This window comes from Pseudomonas sp. NMI542_15 (genome assembly GCF_021283425.1).
In the GTDB taxonomy this organism is placed as follows: domain Bacteria; phylum Pseudomonadota; class Gammaproteobacteria; order Pseudomonadales; family Pseudomonadaceae; genus Aquipseudomonas; species Aquipseudomonas fortuita.
In genome coordinates this window covers 81,927-106,616 of the sequence record NZ_JAJSRO010000012.1, presented here as the reverse complement: position 1 = coordinate 106,616, position 24,690 = coordinate 81,927, and the positions used below count along the sequence as shown (strand labels likewise).

Sequence of the window (24,690 nt, the reverse complement as noted above, 5' to 3'; positions counted from 1 at the left end):
CACGAAACGGCGCATGTCTGATTTGTGGCGCGGCTACTGCGATACCCGGTTCAGCGCCTCATCAGCCTTGTCGGCTGCCTGGGTCGCGGTAGTGGCTGCCTTCGACGCCTTGGTCGCGGCGCTCTCGGCCTTTCTGGTCAGCTCGTCCAGACGCTTGTCACGTTCAGCCATTGCGGCGTCGTAGGCCTTCCGGATCTCGTCGACCTGGTGCGACTGAGTGCTGGCCATCGACCAATAAGCAGACTGCCAACCCAGAACTGCACCGCCTGCAATGAGCACCACAGCGATGACCCACACCTCTGCCCGTCGCCACCAGCGTCGAGCGATGAATTCCAAAGCGCATTTGTCCATCAGGCTGTACCTCCAAGCTGTGCACGCAGCCGGGAGATCTCTGCGCTCTGCGTGGTCACCTTCTCAGTGAGCTGGCCCACCTGACACGTGAGCGCTTCGATCTTTCCTTCCATCCGTCCAACTGCTGCTGCCAACTCGTTGCGCTCCTTGGCGAACTGATCGGCGCGGGCCTCGGCCAGCTTTCGGGCCTCTCGCTCGGAATCGAGCAGTTCATTAAGCCGGCGGACAGTGCCGATATCGGCATTGTCCATAGCGCGATCAGCAGCGTCCTTGGACAGGAAGCGGCGCACCCATAGCAATGCGCCCGTGACAACGATGCCACTACCGCCCAGCCAGGTGGCTGTGCCTGGGCCCAGGTCGGTCGGGTCCATTTGCTTGCTCCGTACGTGAGAATTGTGCTCCGGCGTTAAACCGGCCGGATGCTTGCCCCCGGAATCCCTAGGGGTTAAAAGGAATGTTGGCCGATCTGGCTTCGCTAGAAGGAACTAGTAAATGCCCGTCAGTAACATCTATGTGGTCGCTTATCACCTCCATGGAGAAGCTCGCGAATTCATCGTCCGCGCCGAGAGGATGGATAACGCTGAGGCCTGGCACTGGGCTGCCTGCGAAGCCGGCGTTGGAGTCATCCCTAAGTTCACTGCTTCGGATATCAGAAAAGTCTCTCGGCCTGCTGCTGAGCGCTTCGGCATAACTGACGTCCAATGGCGGAGGTCCGGCAACCTATGAAATACCGCATCGACTACAACCTCAAAGGCCATACCAGATTCTGGATATGCGATTGGTCTAGCACGCCGAACGAAGACAATGTGCTGACCGCTCTCCTCCGTCTGCATGCCCCCGCTGACCCCTTGTCTGAGGCGCGCGCGCCGTGCCGCTTATCACATGATGATCTCCGCATTGCGGTCGCAGATTTGGGTATCTCGGATGTACGCATTGAGGGGGATGATTAGCTATGCCGGGGCACCCAGGCCGACGCTGGCAAGTACGCCGGTCACTGCGAGGGCGCCGGTACTTGGCTCGGCCATAGGTGGTGCTCCAGAAACAAAATGACCGTCGAACTGGCGAGCCCTTGGATACGTGAAAAGATGGCCCCGTGCTATCGTCGAGTTTCCACACAAGACGTTTCACGGAGCGAAAAACGATGAAGGTAACCCTCAAGTGCGCCAAGTGCGGCAGTGACAAGTTCGAGGTTCCGGCTAGGCCGAACAACAACTCGAAGGTCACCTGCGGCAAGTGCGGCGCTGTCGAGACTTACGGAAAGCTCATGAAGGCTGTGGGTGACAAGGTCACGAAAGACCTGGAGCGGCAGCTCGGGAAACTGTTCAAGTGACTTGAGCGTTTCGCCCAGAGGGCGCAGGAAGTCAGCGGCGCCCTCAACCTCAACGTCGAGCTGTAGCTTTTCCATACAGCCTCCAGATACGAAAAAGCCCCGGCAGATACCGAGGCTTGGAATGGGTGCGGAGGGCCGGTGCTTACCCGGCTTGTTGGTCTGGCTCGCTGGGTCACGTACCCCAGACTCTCATCGCGTAGCCGATCAGGGAGCGCACGGCTTTGATCGACGCCACTACCGACTTAGCCCAGCTGCCTGAGCGTGTCATCCGCATAAAAAAGCCCACACAGGGCGGGCAAGGGGAGCAACGCAGAAAATGGTTAAATCTGGTGACTGTAGAAGAGAGAGTACGACTCAATGCCGTCGTTCGGCTGCTTGATACCAGCGTTGGAGTAGTGAATCGCTCGGATGCCTACTTTCTGTGTCTCGCCAATCTTGAGACCCGCACCAATACGGTCTTCGAAGTTGAAAGCAGAGCCAAAATCCTGATCGCCTGCCGAAGTGCCTGAGAACACGGCCACGCCGATACCCGCCTCGATGAAGGGCTTCACATTCCCACTGCCGAACTCATAGACGAACACAGGAGCGAAGGACAGCGAGTGAGCCCCACCTGAAGCATCGCCTGCTTCCCAGTAGGTGTAGCCAGCATCCCAATAACCGGTGAGACGGCCAGTACTGGATTCAAACCAGCTTTTGTCCCAGTTAAAGCCAATGCCGACGCGCGCTGTAAGACCACCTTGGCCTGTCGCGCCAAGCGCTCCGGATAGCTCAGCCGCTCCGGCGGACGCAGCGAAAAGGGAAAGCGCCACAACGGCGAGAACGTTTTTCATACTCACGGTCTTCCATATTATTGAGTAGCAACCTATCAGAATCATAGCGCTATCAAATCGTTCCCTCATACAAGAAAAATGCTTTTTCTGGAGGGCTACCTGAATCGAAGCCCCTCAAAAACACAAAACCCCGACACGATGGCCGGGGTTTGTCTGTGTCGCGTAACGTTGCAAGCTGGACACGCTGCTATGAAAACAGGTGTTTATCCGCCCGCATAGAGCTATTTATGCAGCCTCTCGAATTTCTTCGAGGGCGCAGTCGATCCATGCAACGCCGGCCTTGATGATCTCCCGCGCCTTGCGCTCAGACATGCCCGCTTCCCTCCCAACACGCATGGCTGGGTGCTTCGATCCGTAGTAAGCCCACACGAAATCCCCCATCTGCTGATTGCGCTTCGTCAGCCTGGCCACAGCGCCGTCGATGATCAGCGCAAGGTCGTCAGTGATCACATGCTGGCGAATGCCACCTTCACTGGGAACGTTGTCGCGCATGAGTGCGTAGAGAGGCGACACGTAACGTGGCACTCCCATCTCACACATTCGCCACCAGCCCCACTGCTCGAGCATGTACTCGGTATCGCCCAGCGCCTTGTCCGCGTAGGTTCGTTTCTTCATGCAGCCCTCCGGGGCGTTGGGTCGGTATCCAGGCCAAACAGCTCGCATAGGAGTTGGTGCGCCGCTTTGCTCTTGGCGCCGCCCTGGATGATCCAGGCCTTGGCATATTGCTCAAAGCCCTGCACGGCTCTCGATCCGTGCCAGTCAGCCACGATGTCCATGAGGGCGGCCGACCCCATGCGTCCATTGGGCTTGTCCAGCATCATGCGGTTGCCCTTCTTCAGGAACTCTCGCTCTACGGGGGTCAGATTCTTGCGCGGCATGACCGCGATAGCGTCACTCATGGCCAACTCCTGGGTTGAATTCTTGGTCGTGCATCCTCCCTTGGGATGGATGCTGTGAGGTGCTGCAACCCGCGCCGGTAGTGGCGTCAACGGCTACAGGCCCGGTTTTCTGTCCCGGCAATGTCTCGGTGTGAATGGCGGCGAATCCCTGCCCGTCGAGGTGCTTGTGCCAGGCCTCCAGCGCCTGACGTTTCAGCCCTTCGGCCGTGGTGTGGATGTAGGTGGCGTCGAGATCCTTCATGGCGTGGTTCAGCAGCAGCTCGCCCACCATGTAGTCCACGCCGAGGTCGGTCCATGCAGTGCGGGCCACCTTGCGCAGGTCGTGGCTCGACCATTCGCCCTTGGCCAGATCGGTGAACAAGGTGTTGGCCTTGCTCGGGCTCAGCGGTGCACCGTGGCTGCCCGGAAACAGCAGCAGGCCGGTGTAACCCTGGGCGGCCTGCAAACGCTGGTACCGGCGCAGCAGTGCGCAGGCCTGGGTCGTCAATGGCAGCGTGTGCTCGGCCTTCGTCTTCGTGTCACCCGCCGGAATGAACCAGCGCCCAGCTTCAAGGTTGACGTTGCGCCAGCGCGCCAGCCGGGTCTCGCCCAGCCGCGAACCGTGGCACAGCATCATCAAAGCCAGCATGCAGCCCGCCGGCTCCACCTCGAAGCGCTCGGCCACCACCACCAGCAGGCCCGGCACATCATCCCCACGCAGTCGCGCCGGTCGCGGCCTGATCCGGGTCCGCACGAAGTCGGTGAACTTCAATGAGGCCATGGGGTTAGCCGGCAGCATGTCCAGACGCAGGGCCTGGCGGAGCGCGACCGAAAGTACGCCGTAGACCGAACGCACGAAGGACAGGGCATAGCGCTCCTGCAGCGGCCACATCAGGCGCTGGTCGATCGCCTGCTTGTTGGTCTCGGCCAGCAGCAGATCACCCAGGCGCGGCACTAGGTGGCGGTCCAGCGCCGATTTGGCACTGGCCTTGCGCTTGGCCGAAAGCCCCCGGTCACGGTTCATCCGGTCGCGGTACCACGCCAGCACATCGCCCACCGTGGCCCAGTTGGTGGTCGTCGACTTGGCGTCGGCATCGGCGGCCCGGCGCGCCAGGATGGCCGGCAGCGTGGCCAGCATAGTCTTGGTGTTGATCCCCGGGTAATCACCTGCCTTACCCCAGCGCCCGCGCACCACGACGTGCCAGGCACCACGGGAACGGTCAACCGTCGAGAACCGGAACCGCAGCTCCCGGTGGCGAGTATCGCGCAGCTGGAAGACTTGGCCAGCAGCGTGCCGGCGGATCTCTGCATCGCTGAGGGTAACGGTTAGGGTTTTAGAACCGCTCATTGCCCGCCCCCTTGTAGCGCTGGGCGTAGCTCCCACGCCCAGCCTCGACCTCATCATCACTGGGCAGCGATCCAGCGTAGGTGGCGAACCGGCCATACTGCCCTTCCTGCTGAACGATGCAGCTGCCAACCCGCGCATGGCGACACTTGGTCATCAGGATCTCCGTGAGCCCGTTCTGGCCCTCCTCCGTATCCATATCGCGGTGCACCATCAGGATGCAGCTGGCGTCGGCCTCGATCTCACCGGAGTCGCGCAGGTCGCTGGATTGGGGCTTCTTCCCGGGGCGCTTGGTCGAGTCACGGTTCAGCTGGGCCAGTTCAATGACCGGAACGCCCATTTCCTTGGCCAGCTGCAAAAGGGCCTTGCTGATCTTTCCCACCTCCTCGGTACGAGATCGGCCACCACGCTCGCTGCGCACCAAGGTCAGGTAATCGACCACAATCCCGGCCAAGCCGTGCTCACGCTGGCACTGCCGAGCCGTGGCGCGGATGCTAGTCGGGGTCTGGACAGGGTCGTCGCATACGAACAGCGGGGCGCCCTTGGCTTGCGCTACGGACCCCACCATCCTCGCCCAGTCGTCGTCGCGCATCTGGGCCGGGTTATCCAGCTTGTGCAGCGCCACCCCTCCCAGCGAGGCGATAGCCCGCAGCCCCAGTTCTTCGCCAGGCATTTCGATGGAGAACACCAGCCACGGCTTCCGCTCCTTGACGGCGTTGTGCTGGGCGATCTGCAGGGCCAAGGTAGTCTTGCCACTGCCCGGCAGGCCGGCGATCACGGTTACTTTCTTTGGGCGGATGCCCTGGACCAACTCATCCAGTTTTTCCAAGCCAGTGCCTGGCCAAGCCGGAGCGTTTCCGTTCAGCTTGTCATCCACCAGCCGAGCCGCTTCCCCCATCCAGGTGTCCAGCCGCTTGAAGCCTTTGGCCTCCCCGTCGAGGTCGCGCAAGTCAGCCATGGCCTGCTGGGCTGCAGCGATTACTTCGCCGGTAGGTGCGCCGGCCTGCACCATTTCCTGCGCGCCGCCTGCGACATCAAGAATGCGCCGGATCACGCCCCATTCCTTGACGTGCCTGGCGTAGGCCTTCCAGTTGGCCAACGAAGGAACCTTGCTGGCCAGCTCAGCCGCATAGGCCATGACGTTGTCGCCACCCGGAAGCAAGCGCTGAACCGCCCCCAAGGTCACCGGATCGATGGGCATGGCTTGCTCGCGGCACTCCAGCATGGCCTCGAACAGGGCCGCATTGTCGGCGTGATAGAAGTCGGCTGAGGTCATCTGGCCGAGCATGTCCTCGACCAGGCCTACGTCCTGCTGCAGCGAAGCGTGAATGACCGCGCCAAGCACGCCGTGCTCAGCCTCGTCGCTGTAAAGGGCCCTCATGCCGCAGCCCTCTTCGATTCCCAGGTGAACCCGACTTGCTGCCCGCCGTTCTGACGCAAGCGGTCAAGGGCGCGATCGCCGATGTAGGACTTGAGGCCGTCAGCGCTCAAGTTGCTGATCACCACTGTCGGCAGCACGGCCTGATAACGGCGGTCGATGATGCTATGCAGTAGGCCCAGCTCGTATTCGCTGCCCTTCTGCGCTCCGACCTCATCAATCACCAGCAGATCCAAGCCACCGAGATGGACAGCCACGTCACGATCGGTGTAACCCGATCCGGGCGCCATCGAGGCGCGGGCAATGCTCACAATGTCCCCGGCTGGGATGATCAGCGCACGGCATTGATCGGCCACCACCGTACGGACGATAGCGCTGGCCAAGTGAGTCTTACCGCAGCCGACGTTGCCGGTCAGTAGCAGGGAGCGGCCCGCCCTGAAGTTGGCTGGAAACTGCTCGGCATAGGCTTGGCACTTGGCCAGGGCCCTGTGCTGCGACTCCGTCTCGGCGCGGTAGCTATTGAAGGTGGCGCCAGCAAAGCGCGGGGTGACCCCGGCAGCGATCAGCGCTTCGCTGGCTCTCTCGACCTTGTGCTGGGCATTGGCTAGGGCACGCTCTGCCGAGTCGCGGGGGCTGGTATGCATGGCCTCCCAAGCGCAGCGCTTGCAGCCACGCGCCAGCATCGAGCCGTCCAGCTGCTCGACTTCGCTCATATCGACGCGGCCATGCACCGGGCACTCGCCGGAGAAGATGCGCTTGGCCGGGGTACGGTGGAACAGATCAGAAATTCGAGCGGCCATCGTGGCTCTCCTGGTACATGTCATCGGTGTGCTGCGGGAGGTTGTTGAATGCGCCGCCCTGGGCGGTTGCGCCGGCTGGCTGCAGAACGTCGTGCCAGCGCTCGCCGTTGAGCCAGGTGGAGGCCATCGGGATGTACTGGCCAGCGTCCTTGGTCCAGTCACGCGTCACACAGTGCTGGGCCAGGGCAGCGATCATCACGGCCTGCTGCTCAGCGTCCGGGTTGAGCTTGTTCCAGGCCTTCAACGCGTCCTTTCGGCTCTTCTTCTTCGGGTACAACTTCCAGAAAATCTCAAACCCATCAGCCACCGCAGTGCACATAGGTTTAGGTTCTTTGACTGGTTCAGAAGAGTGACTGGTTCTGGTGCTTTCTGGGCCTACACCCCCTGTAGGCTGTGGGCCTACACCTGTGCTTTCTGGGCCTACAGGGGTGCTTTTTCGGCCTACACCTGAGAGGGTCAGGAAATACAGGTTGGTGGAGTTCCCTTTTGGGCCTTCTCGATTCTCGATTCGCAACAGACCCTGGGCCTCAAGTTGCTTGATGTGCTTGCGCACCGTGCTTCGATCAATCTCGCATTGCTCGGCAACGTGCTGGTACGACGGCCAGCACTCACCCTGGTCGCTGGCGTTGTCCGCCAGCTTGATCAGCACCAACTTACGGAGCGGGTTGCCGACCTTGGTCTTCATGGCCTTGACCATCAATTCCATGCTCATAACTTCAGATCTCCAACTCAGCGGTCACCCGCTGGGCAAACTGGTCGTAGGGCTCAGCCATGGCGATACCCTGAAGCTCCAGCGCCTCGCGGTAGGCCTTCGCCGATCCGTAAAGCACCCAGCGATCACGCTCAGGGAGCCCTCGGAAAGCTGCATAGCTTGGCCAGGGGCCGCTGATCACTGCTGCGCCAGCAGGTTGCTTATCCTCATTGGCTAGCGGGGCATAGGAACGGCTCATTGAGGCTCGTCCAAATCAGCAGCAACACGTGCCAGGAAAGACATTGCGGCCTGCTCTCGGATATCTGTTGCCACCATGCCTGTAAGGCGGCGGACCAAGACCCGGAGCGCGTACTGAGCCATCAGCACTTCAAAGCGAGCATCGCCGCGGGAGTCATCACAGGACTCGTCATCAAAGAGAATTTCTTCGGCTAGGTCGCAGCCATACCAAGCGCGATAAGCAAGCTGCTCGTTCGTCCAGGACTCGAAATAGGCCTCATTGATAACTACCGGATCAGTTGGCTTCTGACCAAACAGAGGGATCACGTTTCCGGTCATTGCGCCGCCCTCGGATTGATCTTGAACCGCCCCTGCGGGATCTCCGGGTGGATCGCACGCTCGGAAGTGACGTACGCGCATTGCTCCACGAACTGGTCAAATCGGCGCGTGATCGCCGGCTTGGGCCAGATCGCGAACGGCTGGCCCCCTTCTTCGGAATGGCGGCTGCGAACCATGGCGAACGGTAGTGGCGCCCCCGAAACCTCACGCATCACTGCGTTGACCACCCAGGCCGGCAGGCCGTGGCGATTGTTGATGCGCTCGCGGATTGTTGTGATGGTCTCGAAACCGCTGGGCACAGAGTCGAGATAGCGGACCTGCTCCAGCCGGCTGGTACGGTCTTCTACCTGCGCCAGAGCCTGCTGCTGCTCCGCCTGCTTGCGCTCGATCGCCACCAGGTGGTTTGCACTGGCCGCGATCAGCTCCGCCTGGGTCATCGGGCGGGCGGCTTGCTGCTCCAGTTCCTGCCAGCGATCGACAAGGGCTGCCGTGAACTCTGGGGAGAGCTGGGCTACCACGACGAAGCTATCGCGCTTGTTCACCAGGTACTCTTGCACCACAACTCCATTGCCAGAGCGCGGTCCAGCCACCAACGGTGGCTGGGAAATAGTGCTCTTCTCGGCGAGTCTTTCTATGGTGCGTTTCACGCTGTCATGCCGAGAGCCGACAAGGTCAGCAATCTCCTGCGAGGACATGGTGATCGCTTCGGAGGTGATCAGGTTCATGCAGCACCTCCCACATCCTTTGCATCATGGAAGGCAGCCGCGTTTCGGTGAGGCCACATAAAGTTTCGCGTGTCGAAAACGACGCGCTCAAACAGACGCTCAAGTTCTCCGGCTACTGGATTATCAAATCCGCCGAGCGAAGGCACGACATGCGCCCAGTACAAGGCCTTGATCAACTTGAATGATTCGCGCGCTTCGTTGAAACGCGCGATATCCGCTGCTGTGAGAGTCACGTCCTGGACTACCTCGCCAGCAACCGCCATCGGCACCAATTCGGTTCGCGCTATTAGCATGCTGCACCGCCCGCGCCACGAACTGGCGAAGTAGGTTTCTGTGGAGCGTATTCTTCGAGGTCCGTAACAGCCAGCTCGGAACTGCCATAGCTGTTGAGGTGGCCTTCAAAGCCGAGCAGCTCACGATTGGTGGCCTGGCACTGAAGACTCCAGCGGTCGTAATCGACATGCCGGCCGACCTCCTGATCGACCACCCAATCAGGCAACTGACCGTGGAGGCGCATTTCCGAGAGGTAGGTCCACCAACGACTGGCATGGTTTCGCTCAGCGATCAGCAGTCCAACTACAACTGCGCGCTGGTCTTGGGTGAAGATCGCGGCTAAACCGCCGCAAGGCTGGCAGGAACCAGTTGACGTTGGCGAATGTTGATTTGGAATTTCGGAGGTGGTATTTTTTGGGTGCATGAAATCGTCTCCAAGTGACGAAGATTCAAGAAGGTCCCTTGCAGGGGACTGGTTAAGAAACCCGGCCGGCCAGCCGGGTTTTTTGTTGCCCGACGAAAACTATCCGGACAGCAGGAAAATAAAGACGCGGGAGGTCATGGGGACACCCTCCACTCACTGTATGCGCATACAGAGCCGTTGGGCTTAGGTGATTTCAACGCTTCCGAGGCGCATGATTCATCTGCGGTCACGGTCATAGCCTTGTCTACCTTCAGGAGGCCACCCGTAACCGTTTGGATCTGATATTGGCGTAGGTGGGGGATGACATTTTTCCAGAGCGTCACGGCCCCAGGAGAGATGCCAAGCGCGTCAGCTAGCTTCTTCTTGCTTCCAAAATGCGCGACGGCTTGATCTGTGTTCACTGTGCGTTCCTCCGGTTATCCAGAGAATTAAAGCAAGCTAAATAAATCGGAGCAACAGTTTTTTTAGCAAGCTGTATGCTTAACTCACGAGTGCTTAAAATTTCGCCATGGAAAGATACGAACGCATAGCCAAGGCCATAGCTGCCAGCGGCAAACGAAAAAGCGAGATAGCTGCAGCCTGCGGCGTGTCAGCCTCTGCGGTAACGCAGTGGGTGACCGGCGAGAGCAAAAGCATGAAGCCAGAGAACATCTACGCCTTGGCCAAGGCGACAGGGTTTCACGCCAAGTGGTTAGCAATCGGGGAAGGGCCTGAGCAAGAGGGTCATCCAGAAGCCAATGTGCGCCCTGTTGCGCAGCCCAATATGATGTACCGGTATCCGGTAATCAGCTGGGTAGCAGCTGGAGCCTGGGCTGAAGCCGTTGAGCCTTTCCCTCCGGGCTTTTCTGATCGCTATGAAATATCCGACTACCAGGCTAAAGGTCCGGCGTTCTGGCTTGAGGTTAAAGGGGACTCAATGACCTCTCCGATTGGGCAGACCATCGCAGAAGGCACCCTCATCCTGGTCGACACCGAGGCAGATGCATTTCACGGCAAGCTAGTGATAGCCAAGCTGGGGAACAGCAATGAGGCGACTTTCAAAAAGCTGGTGGAAGACGGCGGGCGAAAATACTTGAAGCCGCTCAACCCAGCCTATCCCACAGAGGTCTGCGCGGAAGACTGCCGTATCGTAGGCGTAGTCGTACGGGCACTTCAGAAGCTGTAACAGCTCACGCTATCTAGCCCGCCAAGAACCCCCCAGGATTATTTCTGGGGGGATATTGCCATCCTCGATCCTTCCAAATACTGTACATAAATACAGTAGCCGCAAGGATTAAGGCATGCGTTCCTCCCCGTCTTTCACCACCACCACACCTCACACATATGAGCGCATCGGCCACAGAATCCGCGACCTTGTGTCAGATCCAAAGGTTCAGCGCTTGCAGTGCGTAACTGTACGCCGCCTCGAGGACGAAGACCCCACAGACTGGCGTCGGGTGATCAACGAGATAGCTTCCACTGCCGGAGTCAAGGTTGAGGAAGTAGGTAATGGCGCATTCCATATCGCCTGGAATGGATACTGCGACAGCTGACAAAAGCCCGCCGTCGCGGGCTTTTTTGTTGCCCGGTAATGAAGCATGCTAAACAAAAATATTTAGCATACTTGACTGCTTCGATTTAGCACGCTTAAATGCATTCCACAGCAACCACTTCAGAGCGCCCCTCATGAACGGAATCATCTATTTTGGCAACCTTCAGGGATCAACTGGCCTGCTAGCGGAACAAGAGCTGAAAACAGCTTTGGCGATCTGCTCTGGGATGTCTGGAAAGGAAGTTGCGCGCGCCTTGGGGTGCGCGCCTGGAACCGTGAAGAAATCAGTTGAGCGAGTGTTCTACAAACTGGGCGTGTCTAATCGCGCCAGCATGGTAGCCGAAGCATTTCGGCGAGGTGTCATCAGCTCTTCCGCTGCTGCTCTGGCGCTGATCATGGCCATCCACGGAATGATCGGCGATGACCAGGCAATACGCGTTCGTCGCGGCAGCAACAGCGGGGAGCGCAAGATTGAAACTCGTATTGCAACCCGGCGCGCTGAGTGCGCCTTGGCGGTGGCATAACGCTGCCCGCCTGACCTGATCCAACCCTGACTTTTGCGAAAGCCAACAAACGCGGCAGGCCACCGGCTTGCCTGAAAAAGGAGTTTGACCATGTTGATTTTGACTCGCCGCGTAGGCGAAACCATCCGCATCAACAACGATATCGCTGTAACCATTCTCGGCGTAAAGGGTATGCAAACCCGCATCGGGGTCGAAGCCCCTGCCGGCGTGTCTGTGCATCGCCAGGAGATCTTCGAGCGTATTCGTGCCCAGGGCGATCATCTTCCCTCCACCGCGCCACGCTCCGAGCCAGTGACAGCGTCAGTCGATCCTCGCGACCTGTTTATTGCCGCCAATACGATCGGCGCCAGCGCGGCCGAGTTGGAAAAAGGTCCGGTCAGCGGCTTCGTAGACGACCGCACCCACGGTGACTATTTGATTTTCTTGGCCGGCTTCCAGGCCGCCAGCGGAGGTGAGCATGTCGGCGCCTGAGCGTATCACCCTGGTGCTGCGCGCCAGCGAAGCAGCACCACTCACGTGCATCCTGCCTTTCATCAAGCTGGGTGACCTGATCTCAGCTGGCCGAGGGCTGGCAGTAATCGCCGGCGCAAGCGAGGGGGACCTACAGGCAAAGCTGGAAGAGCGTGAGACCCAGTTACAGGAAGCCGACACACTGCTGCGTGAGGCGATCGCCTACATCAACGACGACCTAGTCAACGTCGAGTATCGCGACATGCTCCTCGCCCGGATCGACAGGCTACTTGATCGAGACCAGGCGCAGCAGACGGAAAAGCCCCGGGATCAGGAGCCATGAGCCAGGCCTGCCTGCTCTTACTGCTGTGGGACGCTCTGCAGCAGCGCGAAACAACCTTTGGCCAGGTCCTCGACCTGTCTGCCGCCTGCGGCCTGGACGGGCGACAAGTTCTGGTCGACCACTTTCGGGGCAGAGCGTGACTAAGCGCGGGCCGGTCGAGCGCTGGACCGATGCGGAGGATGCACTCCTTCACCAGCTCTACCCCAACAAAACCAACAAGGAACTTTGCCTGCTTTTGCCAGGGCGGACGAAGACAGCCATCACGTTGAGGGCAGCCCAGTTTGGACTGGTTAAGACCGATGCCCACAGGTCGGAAACGCATCGCCGAATCCTGCTTGCCAGGCTGGCGGCCAAAGGGGGTCAGATTGGCCAAGATCCAAGGCCGGTAGGAGCCACCCACCGCAAGGGCCGTTACACGCTGATCAAGGTAGCTCAGCCCGACGTGTGGAAGCCGCTTCATACCTACACCTGGGAGCAAGCCAACGGACCAGTTCCAGAGGGGATGGTTGTAGCAGCCAAAGACGGCGACGTGCAGAACACGGACTTGGCCAACCTATGCCTGCGCACACGTGCCGAGCACCAGCTGCGCAACAACCATCACTACAAAGGTTTGCCGGAAGAGATCGTTGACATTCTCCACCTGCAAAACGAACTGAAAAAAGAGATCAAGAGGAAGACCAGGAATGAAAAATAAGCTCAGCGACCTTCGCGACCACCTGTTCGCCCAGCTCGAAGCGGTGCGTGAAGCCGACGACGACAGTCTGGCCAAAGAAGTTCAGCGTGCCCAGTCAGTATCGGATATCAGCCGCGTTCTGATTGAAAGCGCAAAGGTTGAGATCGACTACTTCCGCCACATTGGCGGCGAGAACTCAGCCAGCACGTTCATCGAATCGAAACCAGCCCTGCCGCCGGCAAAAAGGACCTGACGTGACAGATCAGCGTGACAACCAAAACCTGACGCGCCAGGTGGAGTAAGGCAATGCGCTACATGACCGTCAGAAAGTTTGCCAGCGAGTCTGGCTACACCGAGGACGCGATCCGCTCAAAGATCCGCGACGGGATCTGGCGGCTTGGGGAAATTTGGCTAAAGGCGCCGGATGGCCGGACGCTTATTGACATGGAAGGGTATGAATCATGGGTAGAGGCGGGAGCGGGGTCAGGGCAGTCTCAGACTCGAGCATCGAGATCACGTTCATGTTCCGGGGTGTTAGGTGCCGCGAGCGCGTCGCGCTCAAGCCCACCGCCACTAATCTGAAGAAGGCTCAGCAGCACAAGGCAGCGATTGAGCACGCTATTGCCCAAGGGACGTTCGACTATGCCGTCACGTTCCCTCGCTCGCCTCGAGCCGCCAAGTTTGCACCGGAAACCTGCCAGGAAACCGTGGGTGGGTTTCTCACCAGGTGGCTGGCCGCCAAGCAGAAGCACATATCGAGCAGCACTTTCGAGGGCTACAGGAAGATTGTCGAGCTTCGCCTAGTGCCCGCGCTCGGTCATCACCTGGTTCTGGACTTCAAGCGGAAGATGGTACGCGACTGGCTGGATGGGCTGCAGGTCAGCAACAAGACACTGAGCAACATCCAGAGCTGCCTCCGGTCTGCACTCAATGATGCCGTCGACGAGGAGTTGCTGGATATCAACCCGCTGGCCGGGTGGACCTACGCCAGGAGGGAAGCACCGCCAAAGGATGACGACGTGGACCCGTTCACGCCCGAGGAGCAGCAGGCGATTCTAGCTGCCCTGAACGGCCAAGCCAGGAACATGGTTCAGTTCGCGCTTTGGACTGGCCTGCGGACAAGCGAGCTGGTGGCCCTGGACTGGGGTGATGTGGACTGGGTGCGGGGGGAAGTGATGATCAGCCGGGCAATGACCCAGGCTGCAGGTGGAGAGGCCGAGGTAACGAAGACTGCCGCGGGCCGGCGGTCGGTGAAGCTGTTGCGCCCCGCTCTGGAAGCGCTGACGGCTCAGAAGGCGCACACGTTCCTGGCGGATAACGAGGTCTTCCAAAACCCACGCACACTTGAACGATGGGCCGGCGATCAGCCGATCCGCAAGACCATGTGGCATCCCGCGATGAAGAAGGCAGGTGTTCGGTACCGGCGCCCCTACCAGACTCGCCACACCTACGCTTCGATGATGCTGTCTGCCGGTGAGCACCCGATGTGGGTGGCCAAGCAGATGGGGCATAGCGACTGGACAATGATCGCTAGAGTATATGGGAGGTGGATGCCAGCAGCAGATACCACTGCCGGCTCTAAGGCCGAGGAGCTATGGCTCCCCCGCGAGCTTAATGTATGCAAAGCGACTAATCGCTAGCAGCTTCCTTGTTGATAAAAACGCCATTCCACGCGGTCTTATAAAGCACAAACAATGCTGCAGCATATACAGCACACATAACAGGAGCCCTGAACAAAACTGAAGGCAACAACAGAACAGAAACAATTAATATTGCCACAACATAGAAATTCATAATCGGAGAAAAATCACTTCTGAGCTTGATTTTGTAAACCGCCCAAGAAATACCCGACAAATACACAGAAAGACACAACAGTGCCAATCTTGCTGTAGTCAGAAATGCATAATTGCCAGTGCTCTGATCGTTCTCTAATGCCTGAGTACCAAACAGGAAGAATACACCAAAGAAAATAGCAAATGAGCCAATTCCGCCATACAAAAAATATGTCTTAAAAAAACCATATTCGCCACGACAAAGCTTCGTATTGAAGAAAGGCTTAGTTAGGAAGGCTGCTAATAGAACAACAAGGTACGCCATGATCGCACTCCATTACGAATGATGGCGCAATAATACCACGACGAAAGCCCGCCCGGACAATGCCATCAAGGGAATGACAGTTTTATGCCTACATTATCGCTGCATCCCGCGCCAGCATTGAGATGGACGCGGGTTCAAATCCCCCCGGCCCACCAAATCCAAAGAAGAAGACGCCCTCGGGCGTCTTTTTTTGTGTCTGGATTTTGGGATCTGCGGGCCGAAATATCGGATTTACCCCCTTTCTTGTAGGGCGTTTCCCAAAGATACTCCCAGCGCCTGTTTTCCGTTGCGGTCATTTTTTCAGGGTTTTAGTCTCGGTGGGTCGTTGCTCATCAACGACCGGCTTTGACAGGCCGCAACGATACACAGCGCGCATAACCGTTCATGGCGGTTGTGCATGGGGCACGCTCGCGTGCGCCGGTTTCTGTGTTCGCCGGTCTGTCAACCCATGCACAGCTGCCACCATTCCGTTTGACAGCGGGTTGGCGGTGGCCCCTATCGAGAACACAGCACAATGTTAAAGATTGTTCCTGACCCACCTCACCACCTCCACTCCCTGGAAGACACGATCATGATGGCCTCGGACTACGCACTCTGTGCAGAAGCCGTAGCCCAGCAGGCGATGCTGATGCACCCCAGGTCGCCCGCATCGGTGTTGATCATGGCCTCGATGCACGAGCTCGAAACCCTGCGCCGATTACTCGAATCAGCGCTGGTGCAAATACAGCAGCCAGCGAACCCGCAACCGATGCACTGATTCGCATACCAAGCAGAAAACCTGTGGGAGCCCTGCTTGCCGGCGATAGGGCCAGCCCAGGCAACCACCAGACCAGGGAGATTGATCAATGACCACCGAAGACACAAACTGCACAGTCGGCAAAACCATTTTCTTTCAAGGCGAAAACCAGACCCACCCACTGTTCCGCATCGAACCCGGCATCCCTTGCCAGAACGCGCGCGAACAGGCCTCGGAACTGATGGGCTATGCGCGGGACCTGACTATCGATGGCTTGATGGAAGACAAGCCCAAGCTGATCTGGGCGGCGCATTACCTCTGTGCGCTAGGTAAAGCGCTGTTGGATGATGCCGAACTCGGCATGATGCGTTGAGGTCGAACTCTTGCATTACGTGGCCGCAACCACACGACCTAGGTAGCGGCCACATCATCAAAATGCGGAAAGCTTTCTTTCAAACGCTCAATAGTTGATCCCCATTTCAATATTTTCTGCCGGCACACCGTATTGTGATCGCCGCCCCCATTCTCCCGAACTGCCTGCCCGATCGGTGGATTTGCAATCCCTCCACCGGAACGAATACTCGCACGGCCTGAGGTCATCAATGATTGCTGCGAGGTTGCCAGCACTAGACCGCACAGCGCCGCCATTGGAAAGTACTGCCGCTCTAGCTGCGTTCAGTCGACCAAGGCGTGAGCGAGTCTTCAGTTGGTTGCCATGATGGTCGTCGCGAGCAACCTTGCCATGATCACAGTGCATGACGAGTCTTGGCGAAGATTTCGGCAAGCAGACAGCATGTGAGCGTGAAACAAAAAAGGGTGCGCAAACAGCGAAAGCTCTTACAATCAAAGGCCGAATTTCCTACACATTTTCTGCCCCCATTGATGCCGAGAGCAGCCCGTGAGTAATCCTGATAGCTCATCCGCGCCACTTGTTGACGTAGCGAAGCTAGCCGCATCCCTTCAGCGTTTTGCAGATGATCGCGACTGGCAACAGTTCCACTCCCCCAAAAATCTGATCCTGGCTCTTACTGGCGAAGTTGGGGAGCTGTGCGAGATTTTCCAATGGATGAATGATGCCGATTCTCTCTCCGCAGCTAAAGATGCCGAGATTGGCCAAGCCGTCAAAGACGAGCTGGCGGACGTACTGATGTACCTGGTTCGACTAAGCGATGTACTTGGCATTGACCTCAACGAGGCCGTGACACAGAAACTCGCCTCGAATGGCGAGAAGTATCCCGTGGATAAAGCCAGAAGCAGCAGCAAGAAGTACGACCGACTCTGACCACCACGCACCTAAGGACAACCCGTGATCGTTTACGCTGCGACCAAACAGCAATTTCTTAAAGACAACGATAACGATGACATTGAGGAGGTGATCCTCAGGCATTACAAGGAAGCTACCGGCAAGAACGTTGGCACCTCGGAAATCAGGTCTTGGCAAGGATCCCTGACGTACATGGCCAAGGTCCTTAGAGACGAGGGCCTGCCGAGCGATGCAGGGCTGGCCATTGAGCTGCACATTCCGCAGTCGTCGAAGCGAATCGACTTTCTGCTCACCGGTCGCGACGAAAACCAGGCAAAAAAGGCCGTACTGATCGAGCTCAAGCAATGGAGTAAGGCCAACGCCACAACCAAGGATGCCATCGTCAAAACGGCACTGGGTGGCGGCCTCGTTGAGACCATTCACCCGTCCTACCAGGTATGGTCCTATGCAGCGCTGCTGGAAGGCTTCAACGAGGCGGTGTATGACAAAAGCATCGAAATCCGGCCGTGTGCCTACCTCCATAACTACGTTAGCGACGGGGTCATAGATTCAGCCCACTATGAGCACCACATCAGCAAGGCACCGCTGTTTCTGAAAGGCCCGGAAGAGCTCAGTAAACTCAGAAGCTTTCTGAAAACACATATAACTCATGGCGACAACAAAGAAGTTCTCTACGAGCTCTCCGAAGGAAAAATTCGCCCCTCCAAGGCCCTGGCCGAAGCGCTGGGGGGGTTGATGAAAGGCAAGCCCGAGTTCGTATTGATTGACGATCAGAAAGCAATTTTTGAGTCGGCGCTGGCGGCGGCAAGCGAGGCCTCGGACCAAGCACCCAAGGTAATGATCATCGAAGGTGGACCGGGCACCGGGAAAACTGTTCTGGCTATCAATCTGCTGGTGAGGCTCACCGAACTGAAGCTGATGAGCAAATACGTCTCCAAGAACGCAGCCCCACGCAAGGTTTACGAAAGCAAACTGGTTGGCACCATCAAACGCAGCCATTTCTCGAATTTCTTCTCAGGCTCTGGGGCATTCATCGACACTGAGTCCAACACATTCGATGCGCTTATCGTGGACGAAGCTCACCGACTGAACGAGAAAAGCGGGCTTTACGGAAACCTTGGGGAAAACCAGATCAAGGAGCTGATTGATTCAGCGAAATGCTCAATTTTCTTCATTGATGAAGACCAGCGTGTAACTTTGAGCGATATCGGCAGCAAGCAGGCAATACGCGCCTTTGCGAAAGCCAAGGGTGCAGTGGTTGAAGAACACGTGCTGTCTTCGCAATTTCGCTGCAGTGGTTCCGACGGTTACCTGGCATGGCTGGATGACACGCTAAGTATCCGCTCGACGGCAAATCCGACGCTTGAGACTCAAGAGTACGAGTTTAAGGTGTTCGACTCACCTCAGGCGATGCATGAAGCAATCAATGAGAAAAACCACGGAAACAAAGCGCGTGTGGTCGCGGGCTATTGCTGGCCTTGGTTGAGCAAGAAAGACCCCACCGCTGCTGATATCGTCATTGGTGACTACAAACGCCAGTGGAACCTGGATCAGGATGGCAGCCTATGGATCGTCGCTGAGAACTCCGTCGAGCAGGTTGGCTGCATTCATACTTGCCAAGGTCTGGAAGTCGACTACATCGGGGTGATCATCGGGCCAGACCTAGTCGTACGTGACGGTAAGGTAGTGACATCGCCGGATGAGCGCGACAAGCACGATAAATCGATTCGCGGCTGGAAAAAAATGATGAAAGAGCAACCCACCCTCGCGAGAAATGAAACAGACCAGATCATCAAGAATACATACCGAACCCTGATGACACGCGGGATGAAGGGTTGCTATCTATACTGCACCGACAAAGAGACTGCGCAATACTTCAAGACTAGGCTTAGCCAACACAACAATCATTGACTGGATCGTTTGCTTCTGGCGCAGCCGGTGTTGGCAAAGGACGTGACTACCCCACCTGCACCTCAAACGCATCGTACGCCGCTAACGGCAAGCTGATCCCCTCACGAACCGCCCGAGCATAAGCTTGCTCCTTCCCCTTCCCCGGCAGGTAAACCCCCAAGCCTTCAAGCCGGGCCATCTGCTCACCCAACCGTGAAGCAAAGCACTCATCCAACAACCTGGGAGCAATCCCAATCACCAGCATCCCAGCCCCCGGCGATTCGCTCCCAGCCCGAAAATCGCCTGCATCCAACGACCAATTGGCCCCCGTCACCCCCGCCGCAAGCACCTCAACCATCAACGCAATATTAGCCCCCCGCCCACCCCCAAACGCCAGCAACGTCCCATGCAATGCCTCCCGCGCACTACACGTTTCATTGCCTTGCGCATCAACCGCCCAGCCTGCCGGTATCGCCTCCCCCGCTTCAGCAGCCCGCAGCAGGTTCACGTAGGCCGTGGCACTGCTGGCCTGGTCAATCGCCAATAACCGCCCCGTGTCACTGGCGGCGGCAAATGCGATGGGGTTGGTGGAAAACATCGGCCGGCGCTGCCCCGCCACGGTAAGCAGCGGAGGGCCATTGGTAAACGCCAACGCGACCAGCCCCTCCCGCGCCAGGCGACGGGTGTAATAACCCAACTCGCCACAGGTAAAAGCGTTGAACTGCGCAAACAGGGCGATACCCAGTTGATGCGCATTGCTGCACAGCTGTGGGAAAGCGCGATCAAACCCCAATTGCGCGATGCCTCGGGCCGCGTCGCAGCGGATCATGGCCGGCGCGACCTGGGTCACGATGGGCTCGGCCGCCGTGGCGATTCGGCCGGTGGCAAAACCACTGAGGTAGTCAGGCAAATGGCCGAAACCGAGTTCGTGTTGGCCATGGGCCTGGGCTGAGACCGTGGCGTCGGCAAGCGCCGAGGCCACGGCGTGGCTGGCGCCGTGGGCCAGGCAGAGTTGGTGTGCAAAGGCGGTGGCATCGGCCAGAGACAGGCGCTTTTCGGGTTTGTGGTTTTCCATGGTGGCTTCGGTGTTCTCGGATTGTTGGTGTGCCGCAGCCTGAGAACCTGCAGGGGCGGCGTAGCCGCTCCTGCAGGATTTGATGACCTTTACTGAATCATCCTTGGCTCACCCACTTTTGCAGCCTCGCGGTCCAGGCCAAACGTGGCGAGGATTTCTGCGATTTCGCCCGAGGCGTGCAAGGCCTGGATGTTCTTGCCCAGCGCCTCGCCCAAGGCTGCGTTGGCCTTGGTGTACGGGAAGGCGCTCTGCCCGGGCTCAAGCGTGGCCTTGACCCGTTGGTCGGGCTCGGACACCTTGATGCTCTTGCCGGGGTAGCCGCCCTTCTGCTGCGAAGAAACGGCCACCGCGAAGCTGTCCGCGCCAACCTGTATGCGCCTGGACGCCAAGTCCTGGGCCATGGCCACCGGGTTTGGGTAAAGCACCAGGTTATCGCCAAAGGCTTTCTTCAAATCGTCCACCCACAGGTAGCCCTGCACGGTGCCGATACGCTTGCCATCCAGTTCGGAGATCTTGGTGTAACCCTCATCCGAAATAATGCCCATCACGTCCAGGTACAACGGTGCCGACAAGCCCAATGCCTTGCTGCGCTCTGCCGTGCGATACCAGTCGCCGATGCCGACGTCGGCACGCTTTGCCACCACCGCCTGCACGACGGCGGCGGTGTCCACCACCATGGTTTTGACTTTAAGGCACTCGCGCTCAGCGATGCGCTTGATGATCTCGCCATCCACGCCGCTCAACTGGTTGTTGGGCCCCGGTATCGAGTAGGGCGGGAACACATACGCCGCCACGGTGAGTACACCTGGGGTGATGGTTTCAAACTGGTTCGCGGGGGTGCATTCGGCCAGGGCGTACGGGGCGCCGGCCAAGGTGGAGCACAAGAACATCCAACGGGTAAAACGTTTGAATGAGCGAGTCATGACGTCACCTTTGCATTAAGAGAGCAGCAGCCGAAATCGGCGCGAGTGGCATTTGTTGTTATGGCTGGCTGGGGGCCAGTCTTTTTTCCAGCGCTGCCACGCCCAGGGTCGCCGGGGCACAGACAGCGGCATACATCAAACCGGCCAGTATCAGCACTGGCATGTACTCGAACGTGGAGGAGCCAATGGAGGATGCCCGGCTGACAATTTCTGGCAGGGCGATGGTGAAACACAGCGACGAGGCCTGGAACATCATGATGGAGAACCCCAGCAGTGATGGCAGCGCCACCCGCAAGGCCTGAGGCAGGATCACAAAGCGCAGCGCGTCGAACCGGTTGAGGCCGATCACTTCGGCGGCCTCGGTTTGCCCTGCGGCCACCGACTCGATGCCACCGCGAATGATTTCACTGGTGTAGGCCGCCGTGCAGTACGCCATGGCCAGCGCAGCGGCCCAGAACGAGGTCAGGGTCAGGTTGACGCTGGGCAGGCCGAAGTAGAAATACTGCAGCAGGATCAATGCCGGTGCACCACGCCCCAGCTCTACCACTACCAGGGAGGGGTAACGCAACCAGCGGTTCGGCGCCGAAACGCCCAGGGCCAGCAACAGGCCCAGCACGACGCCCAGGCCCAGGCTTACCGCTGTCACCTGCATCGACAGCACAAAGCCCTTCCACAATTCTGGCAACCATTGCGCCCACATCGTCAACAGTTCGCTCATCGGGCAATCCTCTGTTTCAACGTGGCCGACAGCCAACGTGAGCACAGGGCCACTGGCACGCTGAGCACCAGGTACACCACCGCCGCCGCGCTGTAGACGCTCAGGCCCTGAAAGGTTTGCTGTGAAACCTGATAAGCCTGAAAGCTGATATCACCCACGCCAATGGTCGAGGCCACGGCCGAATCCTTCAGTAGGCCAATGGCGTAGGTGGCTGAGGTGGGAATGGCGATGCGCACCAACTGCGGCAACACCACATCGAAAAACCGTTGCGGTGCCGACAGGTTAAGCGCGTAGGCGGCTTCGAACTGGCCGGCAGGAATCGCCGCGAACGCACCACGGTACACCTCGGACATGTGCGCCGCCGTAATCAGCCCCAGGCCAACCACCGCTGCGGTAAACGGCGACAGGCTGACATAGCCGCCACCGATGCCGAAGAAGATGAAAAACAGCCAGACAATCGGGGGGATCGAGCGCAGGGTCAGTACCAGCATGGCAGCCAGCACACTCAGCATCTTGACCCTGGACATGCGCAGGGCACAGATCGGAAACCCCAGCACTACGCCCACACAGAAAGCGAGCACTGTTACGGCAATGGTCCAGGGCACGCCGTTCAACAGCATCATCAGGATGTCTTGCATCAGCGATTCCTCACGGCCTGGAGAAACTGCACCACCCGTTCATGCTGGGGCTCGCGCATCACCTGCTGGCTTGGCCCGTGCTCGATGATGCGCCCGTCAGCCATCACCACCACCCGGTCAGACACGGTTTCGGCGAAGTGCATCTCGTGGGTTACCACAATCATCGACATGCCTTCGCCGGCCAGCTCTTTCATCACCGCCAGCACCTCCAGGCCCAGCTCGGGGTCCAGCGCCGAGGTCGGCTCATCGAACAGCATCAGCTCAGGGTCCAATGCCAGGGCGCGGGCGATGGCGATGCGTTGCTGCTGGCCACCGGAACAGCGCGCCGGATAATGCTGGGCTTTGTCGGCCAGCCCGACGCGTTCGAGCAGTTGCAAGGAGCGGGCGTCGGCGTCTTTGGGGCTGCGGCCCAGGGTGCGGATTTGCGCCAGGCTGACGTTGCGCAGCACCGTCAGGTGCGGGAACAGATTGAACGACTGGAACACCATGCCAATGCGCCGGCGCAACTTGAGCAGCTCGGTACGGGGCAACGCCTTGCCCGCTTCGATGTGCACGCCATCCATGCTGACCCGCCCCTTGGTCGGCGGCTCCAGTTGGTTGATGCAGCGCAGCAAGGTACTTTTGCCCGACCCGCTGGGGCCGATAATGGCCACCACCTCGCCCTTGTTCATTTCAAAACACACGTCGTGCAACACGGGGTAAGGGCCAAACTGTTTATGAATGCCCTCCAGGCGCAAGAACGGTTCGGCGCTGGCCACCGGCCGCGGCGCCAAGGTGGGTGCGGTTTCAATCACGGTCATGCTGCTCATGGTTTTGCTCCAGCTATCGATCGCCGTCGACTAAGGGCGTGCGCGAGAGTTTGATCGGCCCGTTGGCGCTGATCAGCACCTGTTCTTCGAGCTTCACCCCTTCCCCACCGCCTTGCTCACCGATGTAACTTTCCACCGACACCACCATGTTTTCCTGGAACAGGCCGTCGTAGCCCCACTCGGCGAAATCCACGGCGTAGGCGACGCTGGGGTACTCGTCCACCAGGCCGACGCCGTGCAGCATCATCATGTAGCGGTTGTGCTCAAAGCGCTTGGGCACCGGCCAGCAGTGTTCGGCAAACTCGCGAAAGGACAGGCCCGGGCGCAGCAGTTCGACGTTGTGGTTGATCTGCTGCGAGGCGATGTCGAGCAAGTCGCGTTGGGCCATGGTTGGCGCCTTGCCGGGGCAGATGAAGCTGCGCGAGATGTCTGAAAGGTAACCGCCGGGGCCGACCATGTCGGTGTCGAAGCAGACCATTTCACCTGCCTTGATGACCTTGTCGGTGGCGTCCTGAAACCACGGATTGGTGCGCGGCCCGGAACTGAGCAAGCGGCTTTCGGCCCACTCGCCGCCGTGCGCGACGTTGGTGCCGTGCATGATGCTCCACAGCTGGTTTTCGGTAACCCCCGGCACCAGGCTTGTGCGCATGCGGGCAATGGCCAGGTCGCACACACCCATGGACACCCGGTGGCTGGCCACTTCTTCCGCCGATTTGATCAAGCGTGCCTGCTCCATCAAGGGCTGCGCATCGAACAGTTCAATGCCCTGTTGCGTCAGGCGCTGGGCACCCCAAGGGTCGCAGCGGTCCACCGCCAAGCGGCGGTTGCCGCCAGCGTGGCGGGCCATCAGGTCTGCCACCTCCTGTGCCCAGCGCTCGGCTTTTTCCTGCACGCGGGGGCCGGCAAGAAAATACAGCCAGGGTATCGCCGGGCGAATTTCATCGATGGTTTCAACGTGCTCGCTGTTGTGCCGGCTGCTGGTGAACTCGAACAGCACCACCGGGCCGTCGGTGGCCACAAACACATAGCGGCTGGGCGAGTGCATCACCCACAAACCAAGGTTATTGGTGTCGGTGGCATAGCGAATATTGATCGGGTCGGCCAGCAGAATGCCGGCGTAATCCTGGGCGCGCAGTTGCTCGCGAATGCGCTCCAGGCGGTAATGGCGCAAGGCTTTGCGGTCGATGGCGGCATACGCATCGAGTAACGCCGTGTCGACCGGCGCGATGGCATGTTCAGTGACCTTGGCATCGCTGCGAAAGCGCAGGTCGCGTTCGGTTAACGCAGTGAGCAGCTCAATGGAATCAGAACCCGTTTGCATGCAACAACCTCCGCTGAGTCAGACCAACTTTCGGGGCAGTAACTAAAGGTTTCTAAATCGGGTGACGGCTGTCTTTATTGTTGTGGGCAACACACAG

Annotated in this window: 35 protein-coding genes and 1 pseudogene; 14 read left to right on the top strand and 22 right to left on the bottom strand. The window is 58.9% G+C overall.

Annotation, left to right across the window (positions count from 1 at the left end):
- Positions 1–33: 33 nt before the first annotated feature.
- Both LU684_RS18095 and LU684_RS18090 read right to left on the bottom strand, forming a co-directional pair.
- Complete coding sequence (locus LU684_RS18095) at positions 34–351, bottom strand: hypothetical protein (RefSeq protein ID WP_012313242.1); 318 nt, start codon at positions 349–351, stop codon at positions 34–36.
- Positions 351–722, bottom strand: coding sequence for a chemotaxis protein (locus tag LU684_RS18090; RefSeq protein WP_009685286.1), 372 nt, complete (start codon positions 720–722; stop codon positions 351–353). Before LU684_RS18090 ends, LU684_RS18095 begins: the two co-directional genes overlap by 1 nt.
- Positions 723–843: 121 nt before the next feature.
- Between LU684_RS18090 and LU684_RS18085 the strand changes: the two genes are divergently transcribed.
- Both LU684_RS18085 and LU684_RS18080 read left to right on the top strand, forming a co-directional pair.
- The gene (locus LU684_RS18085; RefSeq protein WP_009685285.1) at positions 844–1,077 is read left to right on the top strand and encodes a DUF6555 family protein; all 234 of its coding nucleotides are present in this window, start codon (positions 844–846) and stop codon (positions 1,075–1,077) included.
- A 415-nt stretch (positions 1,078–1,492) separates the two neighbouring features.
- Positions 1,493–1,681 (top strand): ECs_2282 family putative zinc-binding protein, encoded by a 189-nt coding sequence (locus LU684_RS18080; RefSeq protein ID WP_009685283.1) that lies wholly within the window; start codon positions 1,493–1,495, stop codon positions 1,679–1,681.
- A gap of 320 nt (positions 1,682–2,001) precedes the next feature.
- On the opposite strand, the gene LU684_RS18075 is transcribed toward LU684_RS18080, so the two are convergent.
- From LU684_RS18075 to LU684_RS18015, 13 genes are all read right to left on the bottom strand, one after another.
- Positions 2,002–2,511 carry an acyloxyacyl hydrolase gene (locus LU684_RS18075; RefSeq protein WP_012313238.1) on the bottom strand — a complete coding sequence of 170 codons (510 nt, stop codon included), beginning with the start codon at positions 2,509–2,511 and terminating at the stop codon, positions 2,002–2,004.
- Positions 2,512–2,736: 225 nt separating this feature from the next.
- Positions 2,737–3,126 (bottom strand): antiterminator Q family protein, encoded by a 390-nt coding sequence (locus tag LU684_RS18070; protein WP_064314520.1) that lies wholly within the window; start codon positions 3,124–3,126, stop codon positions 2,737–2,739.
- Positions 3,123–3,410: a hypothetical protein gene (locus tag LU684_RS18065; protein ID WP_009685280.1), complete on the bottom strand. Its 288-nt coding sequence runs from the start codon at positions 3,408–3,410 to the stop codon at positions 3,123–3,125. The genes LU684_RS18070 and LU684_RS18065 overlap by 4 nt, the downstream gene beginning before the upstream one ends.
- Positions 3,403–4,737, bottom strand: a complete 1,335-nt coding sequence (locus LU684_RS18060; RefSeq protein WP_114941968.1) for a tyrosine-type recombinase/integrase — start codon at positions 4,735–4,737, stop codon at positions 3,403–3,405. Before LU684_RS18060 ends, LU684_RS18065 begins: the two co-directional genes overlap by 8 nt.
- Positions 4,724–6,115 (bottom strand): replicative DNA helicase, encoded by a 1,392-nt coding sequence (locus LU684_RS18055; protein ID WP_114941967.1) that lies wholly within the window; start codon positions 6,113–6,115, stop codon positions 4,724–4,726. Before LU684_RS18055 ends, LU684_RS18060 begins: the two co-directional genes overlap by 14 nt.
- Entirely contained in the window at positions 6,112–6,912 is an 801-nt protein-coding gene (locus LU684_RS18050; protein WP_114941966.1) for an ATP-binding protein, read from the bottom strand. Before LU684_RS18050 ends, LU684_RS18055 begins: the two co-directional genes overlap by 4 nt.
- On the bottom strand, positions 6,893–7,624 hold the full coding sequence (locus LU684_RS18045) for a helix-turn-helix domain-containing protein (protein WP_114941965.1): 732 nt from the start codon (positions 7,622–7,624) through the stop codon (positions 6,893–6,895). The genes LU684_RS18050 and LU684_RS18045 overlap by 20 nt, the downstream gene beginning before the upstream one ends.
- A gap of 4 nt (positions 7,625–7,628) precedes the next feature.
- A complete protein-coding gene (locus LU684_RS18040) occupies positions 7,629–7,862 on the bottom strand; it encodes a hypothetical protein (protein ID WP_114941964.1) in 234 nt (77 codons plus the stop codon).
- Positions 7,859–8,179, bottom strand: a complete 321-nt coding sequence (locus LU684_RS18035) for a hypothetical protein (protein ID WP_114941963.1) — start codon at positions 8,177–8,179, stop codon at positions 7,859–7,861. Before LU684_RS18035 ends, LU684_RS18040 begins: the two co-directional genes overlap by 4 nt.
- On the bottom strand, positions 8,176–8,904 hold the full coding sequence (locus tag LU684_RS18030; RefSeq protein ID WP_114941962.1) for a Rha family transcriptional regulator: 729 nt from the start codon (positions 8,902–8,904) through the stop codon (positions 8,176–8,178). Before LU684_RS18030 ends, LU684_RS18035 begins: the two co-directional genes overlap by 4 nt.
- On the bottom strand, positions 8,901–9,197 hold the full coding sequence (locus LU684_RS18025; protein ID WP_114941961.1) for a hypothetical protein: 297 nt from the start codon (positions 9,195–9,197) through the stop codon (positions 8,901–8,903). Before LU684_RS18025 ends, LU684_RS18030 begins: the two co-directional genes overlap by 4 nt.
- Complete coding sequence (locus LU684_RS18020) at positions 9,191–9,601, bottom strand: hypothetical protein (RefSeq protein WP_156858331.1); 411 nt, start codon at positions 9,599–9,601, stop codon at positions 9,191–9,193. Before LU684_RS18020 ends, LU684_RS18025 begins: the two co-directional genes overlap by 7 nt.
- Before the next feature lie 134 nt (positions 9,602–9,735).
- Positions 9,736–10,002, bottom strand: a complete 267-nt coding sequence (locus LU684_RS18015; RefSeq protein WP_114941959.1) for a Cro/CI family transcriptional regulator — start codon at positions 10,000–10,002, stop codon at positions 9,736–9,738.
- A 107-nt stretch (positions 10,003–10,109) separates the two neighbouring features.
- Here LU684_RS18015 and LU684_RS18010 point away from each other — a divergent pair, with 107 nt between their 5' ends.
- The 8 genes and pseudogenes from LU684_RS18010 (at position 10,110) to LU684_RS17980 (ending at position 14,762) form a co-directional block, all read left to right on the top strand.
- Positions 10,110–10,766, top strand: coding sequence for a LexA family protein (locus LU684_RS18010; RefSeq protein ID WP_114941958.1), 657 nt, complete (start codon positions 10,110–10,112; stop codon positions 10,764–10,766).
- Between the two features lie 115 nt (positions 10,767–10,881).
- Positions 10,882–11,133 (top strand): DUF1654 domain-containing protein, encoded by a 252-nt coding sequence (locus LU684_RS30760; RefSeq protein WP_114941957.1) that lies wholly within the window; start codon positions 10,882–10,884, stop codon positions 11,131–11,133.
- 133 nt (positions 11,134–11,266) lie between these two features.
- Positions 11,267–11,656 (top strand): response regulator transcription factor, encoded by a 390-nt coding sequence (locus LU684_RS18005; protein ID WP_114941956.1) that lies wholly within the window; start codon positions 11,267–11,269, stop codon positions 11,654–11,656.
- A 90-nt stretch (positions 11,657–11,746) separates the two neighbouring features.
- Positions 11,747–11,926, top strand: a pseudogene (gene csrA / locus LU684_RS18000) (carbon storage regulator CsrA); the annotation flags it as partial.
- Between the two features lie 187 nt (positions 11,927–12,113).
- Positions 12,114–12,449 (top strand): hypothetical protein, encoded by a 336-nt coding sequence (locus LU684_RS17995; RefSeq protein ID WP_114941954.1) that lies wholly within the window; start codon positions 12,114–12,116, stop codon positions 12,447–12,449.
- A 136-nt stretch (positions 12,450–12,585) separates the two neighbouring features.
- A complete protein-coding gene (locus LU684_RS17990) occupies positions 12,586–13,143 on the top strand; it encodes an HNH endonuclease signature motif containing protein (protein WP_114941953.1) in 558 nt (185 codons plus the stop codon).
- Positions 13,133–13,375 carry a hypothetical protein gene (locus LU684_RS17985; RefSeq protein WP_114941952.1) on the top strand — a complete coding sequence of 81 codons (243 nt, stop codon included), beginning with the start codon at positions 13,133–13,135 and terminating at the stop codon, positions 13,373–13,375. Before LU684_RS17990 ends, LU684_RS17985 begins: the two co-directional genes overlap by 11 nt.
- A gap of 208 nt (positions 13,376–13,583) precedes the next feature.
- A complete protein-coding gene (locus tag LU684_RS17980) occupies positions 13,584–14,762 on the top strand; it encodes an Arm DNA-binding domain-containing protein (RefSeq protein WP_114941951.1) in 1,179 nt (392 codons plus the stop codon).
- Here the strand turns inward: LU684_RS17980 and LU684_RS17975 are convergent.
- Positions 14,752–15,219, bottom strand: coding sequence for a hypothetical protein (locus LU684_RS17975; protein ID WP_114941950.1), 468 nt, complete (start codon positions 15,217–15,219; stop codon positions 14,752–14,754). The two genes, LU684_RS17980 and LU684_RS17975, sit on opposite strands and share 11 nt — an antisense overlap.
- Positions 15,220–15,733: 514 nt before the next feature.
- On the opposite strand from LU684_RS17975, the gene LU684_RS17970 reads away from it, so the two are divergent.
- The 4 genes from LU684_RS17970 to LU684_RS17955 all read left to right on the top strand — a co-directional run bounded on the left by LU684_RS17970 (position 15,734) and on the right by LU684_RS17955 (position 19,130).
- The gene (locus tag LU684_RS17970; RefSeq protein WP_232894880.1) at positions 15,734–15,976 is read left to right on the top strand and encodes a hypothetical protein; all 243 of its coding nucleotides are present in this window, start codon (positions 15,734–15,736) and stop codon (positions 15,974–15,976) included.
- 88 nt (positions 15,977–16,064) lie between these two features.
- Positions 16,065–16,328 (top strand): DUF3077 domain-containing protein, encoded by a 264-nt coding sequence (locus LU684_RS17965; protein WP_016489250.1) that lies wholly within the window; start codon positions 16,065–16,067, stop codon positions 16,326–16,328.
- Positions 16,329–16,853: 525 nt separating this feature from the next.
- Positions 16,854–17,237: a nucleotide pyrophosphohydrolase gene (locus LU684_RS17960; RefSeq protein ID WP_016501662.1), complete on the top strand. Its 384-nt coding sequence runs from the start codon at positions 16,854–16,856 to the stop codon at positions 17,235–17,237.
- 24 nt (positions 17,238–17,261) lie between these two features.
- Positions 17,262–19,130 (top strand): DUF2075 domain-containing protein, encoded by a 1,869-nt coding sequence (locus LU684_RS17955; protein ID WP_016489252.1) that lies wholly within the window; start codon positions 17,262–17,264, stop codon positions 19,128–19,130.
- Between the two features lie 46 nt (positions 19,131–19,176).
- Here LU684_RS17955 and LU684_RS17950 read toward each other — a convergent pair whose 3' ends face one another.
- The 6 genes from LU684_RS17950 to LU684_RS17925 all read right to left on the bottom strand — a co-directional run bounded on the left by LU684_RS17950 (position 19,177) and on the right by LU684_RS17925 (position 24,593).
- Positions 19,177–20,184 (bottom strand): Ldh family oxidoreductase, encoded by a 1,008-nt coding sequence (locus LU684_RS17950; RefSeq protein WP_232894878.1) that lies wholly within the window; start codon positions 20,182–20,184, stop codon positions 19,177–19,179.
- 89 nt (positions 20,185–20,273) lie between these two features.
- Complete coding sequence (locus tag LU684_RS17945; RefSeq protein WP_016489254.1) at positions 20,274–21,107, bottom strand: substrate-binding periplasmic protein; 834 nt, start codon at positions 21,105–21,107, stop codon at positions 20,274–20,276.
- A gap of 58 nt (positions 21,108–21,165) precedes the next feature.
- A complete protein-coding gene (locus LU684_RS17940; RefSeq protein WP_019470406.1) occupies positions 21,166–21,825 on the bottom strand; it encodes an amino acid ABC transporter permease in 660 nt (219 codons plus the stop codon).
- Complete coding sequence (locus LU684_RS17935) at positions 21,822–22,463, bottom strand: amino acid ABC transporter permease (protein ID WP_232894877.1); 642 nt, start codon at positions 22,461–22,463, stop codon at positions 21,822–21,824. Before LU684_RS17935 ends, LU684_RS17940 begins: the two co-directional genes overlap by 4 nt.
- Positions 22,463–23,272 carry an amino acid ABC transporter ATP-binding protein gene (locus LU684_RS17930; RefSeq protein WP_060518496.1) on the bottom strand — a complete coding sequence of 270 codons (810 nt, stop codon included), beginning with the start codon at positions 23,270–23,272 and terminating at the stop codon, positions 22,463–22,465. Before LU684_RS17930 ends, LU684_RS17935 begins: the two co-directional genes overlap by 1 nt.
- A 13-nt stretch (positions 23,273–23,285) precedes the next feature.
- On the bottom strand, positions 23,286–24,593 hold the full coding sequence (locus LU684_RS17925) for a M24 family metallopeptidase (RefSeq protein WP_070086978.1): 1,308 nt from the start codon (positions 24,591–24,593) through the stop codon (positions 23,286–23,288).
- Positions 24,594–24,690: the final 97 nt, after the last annotated feature.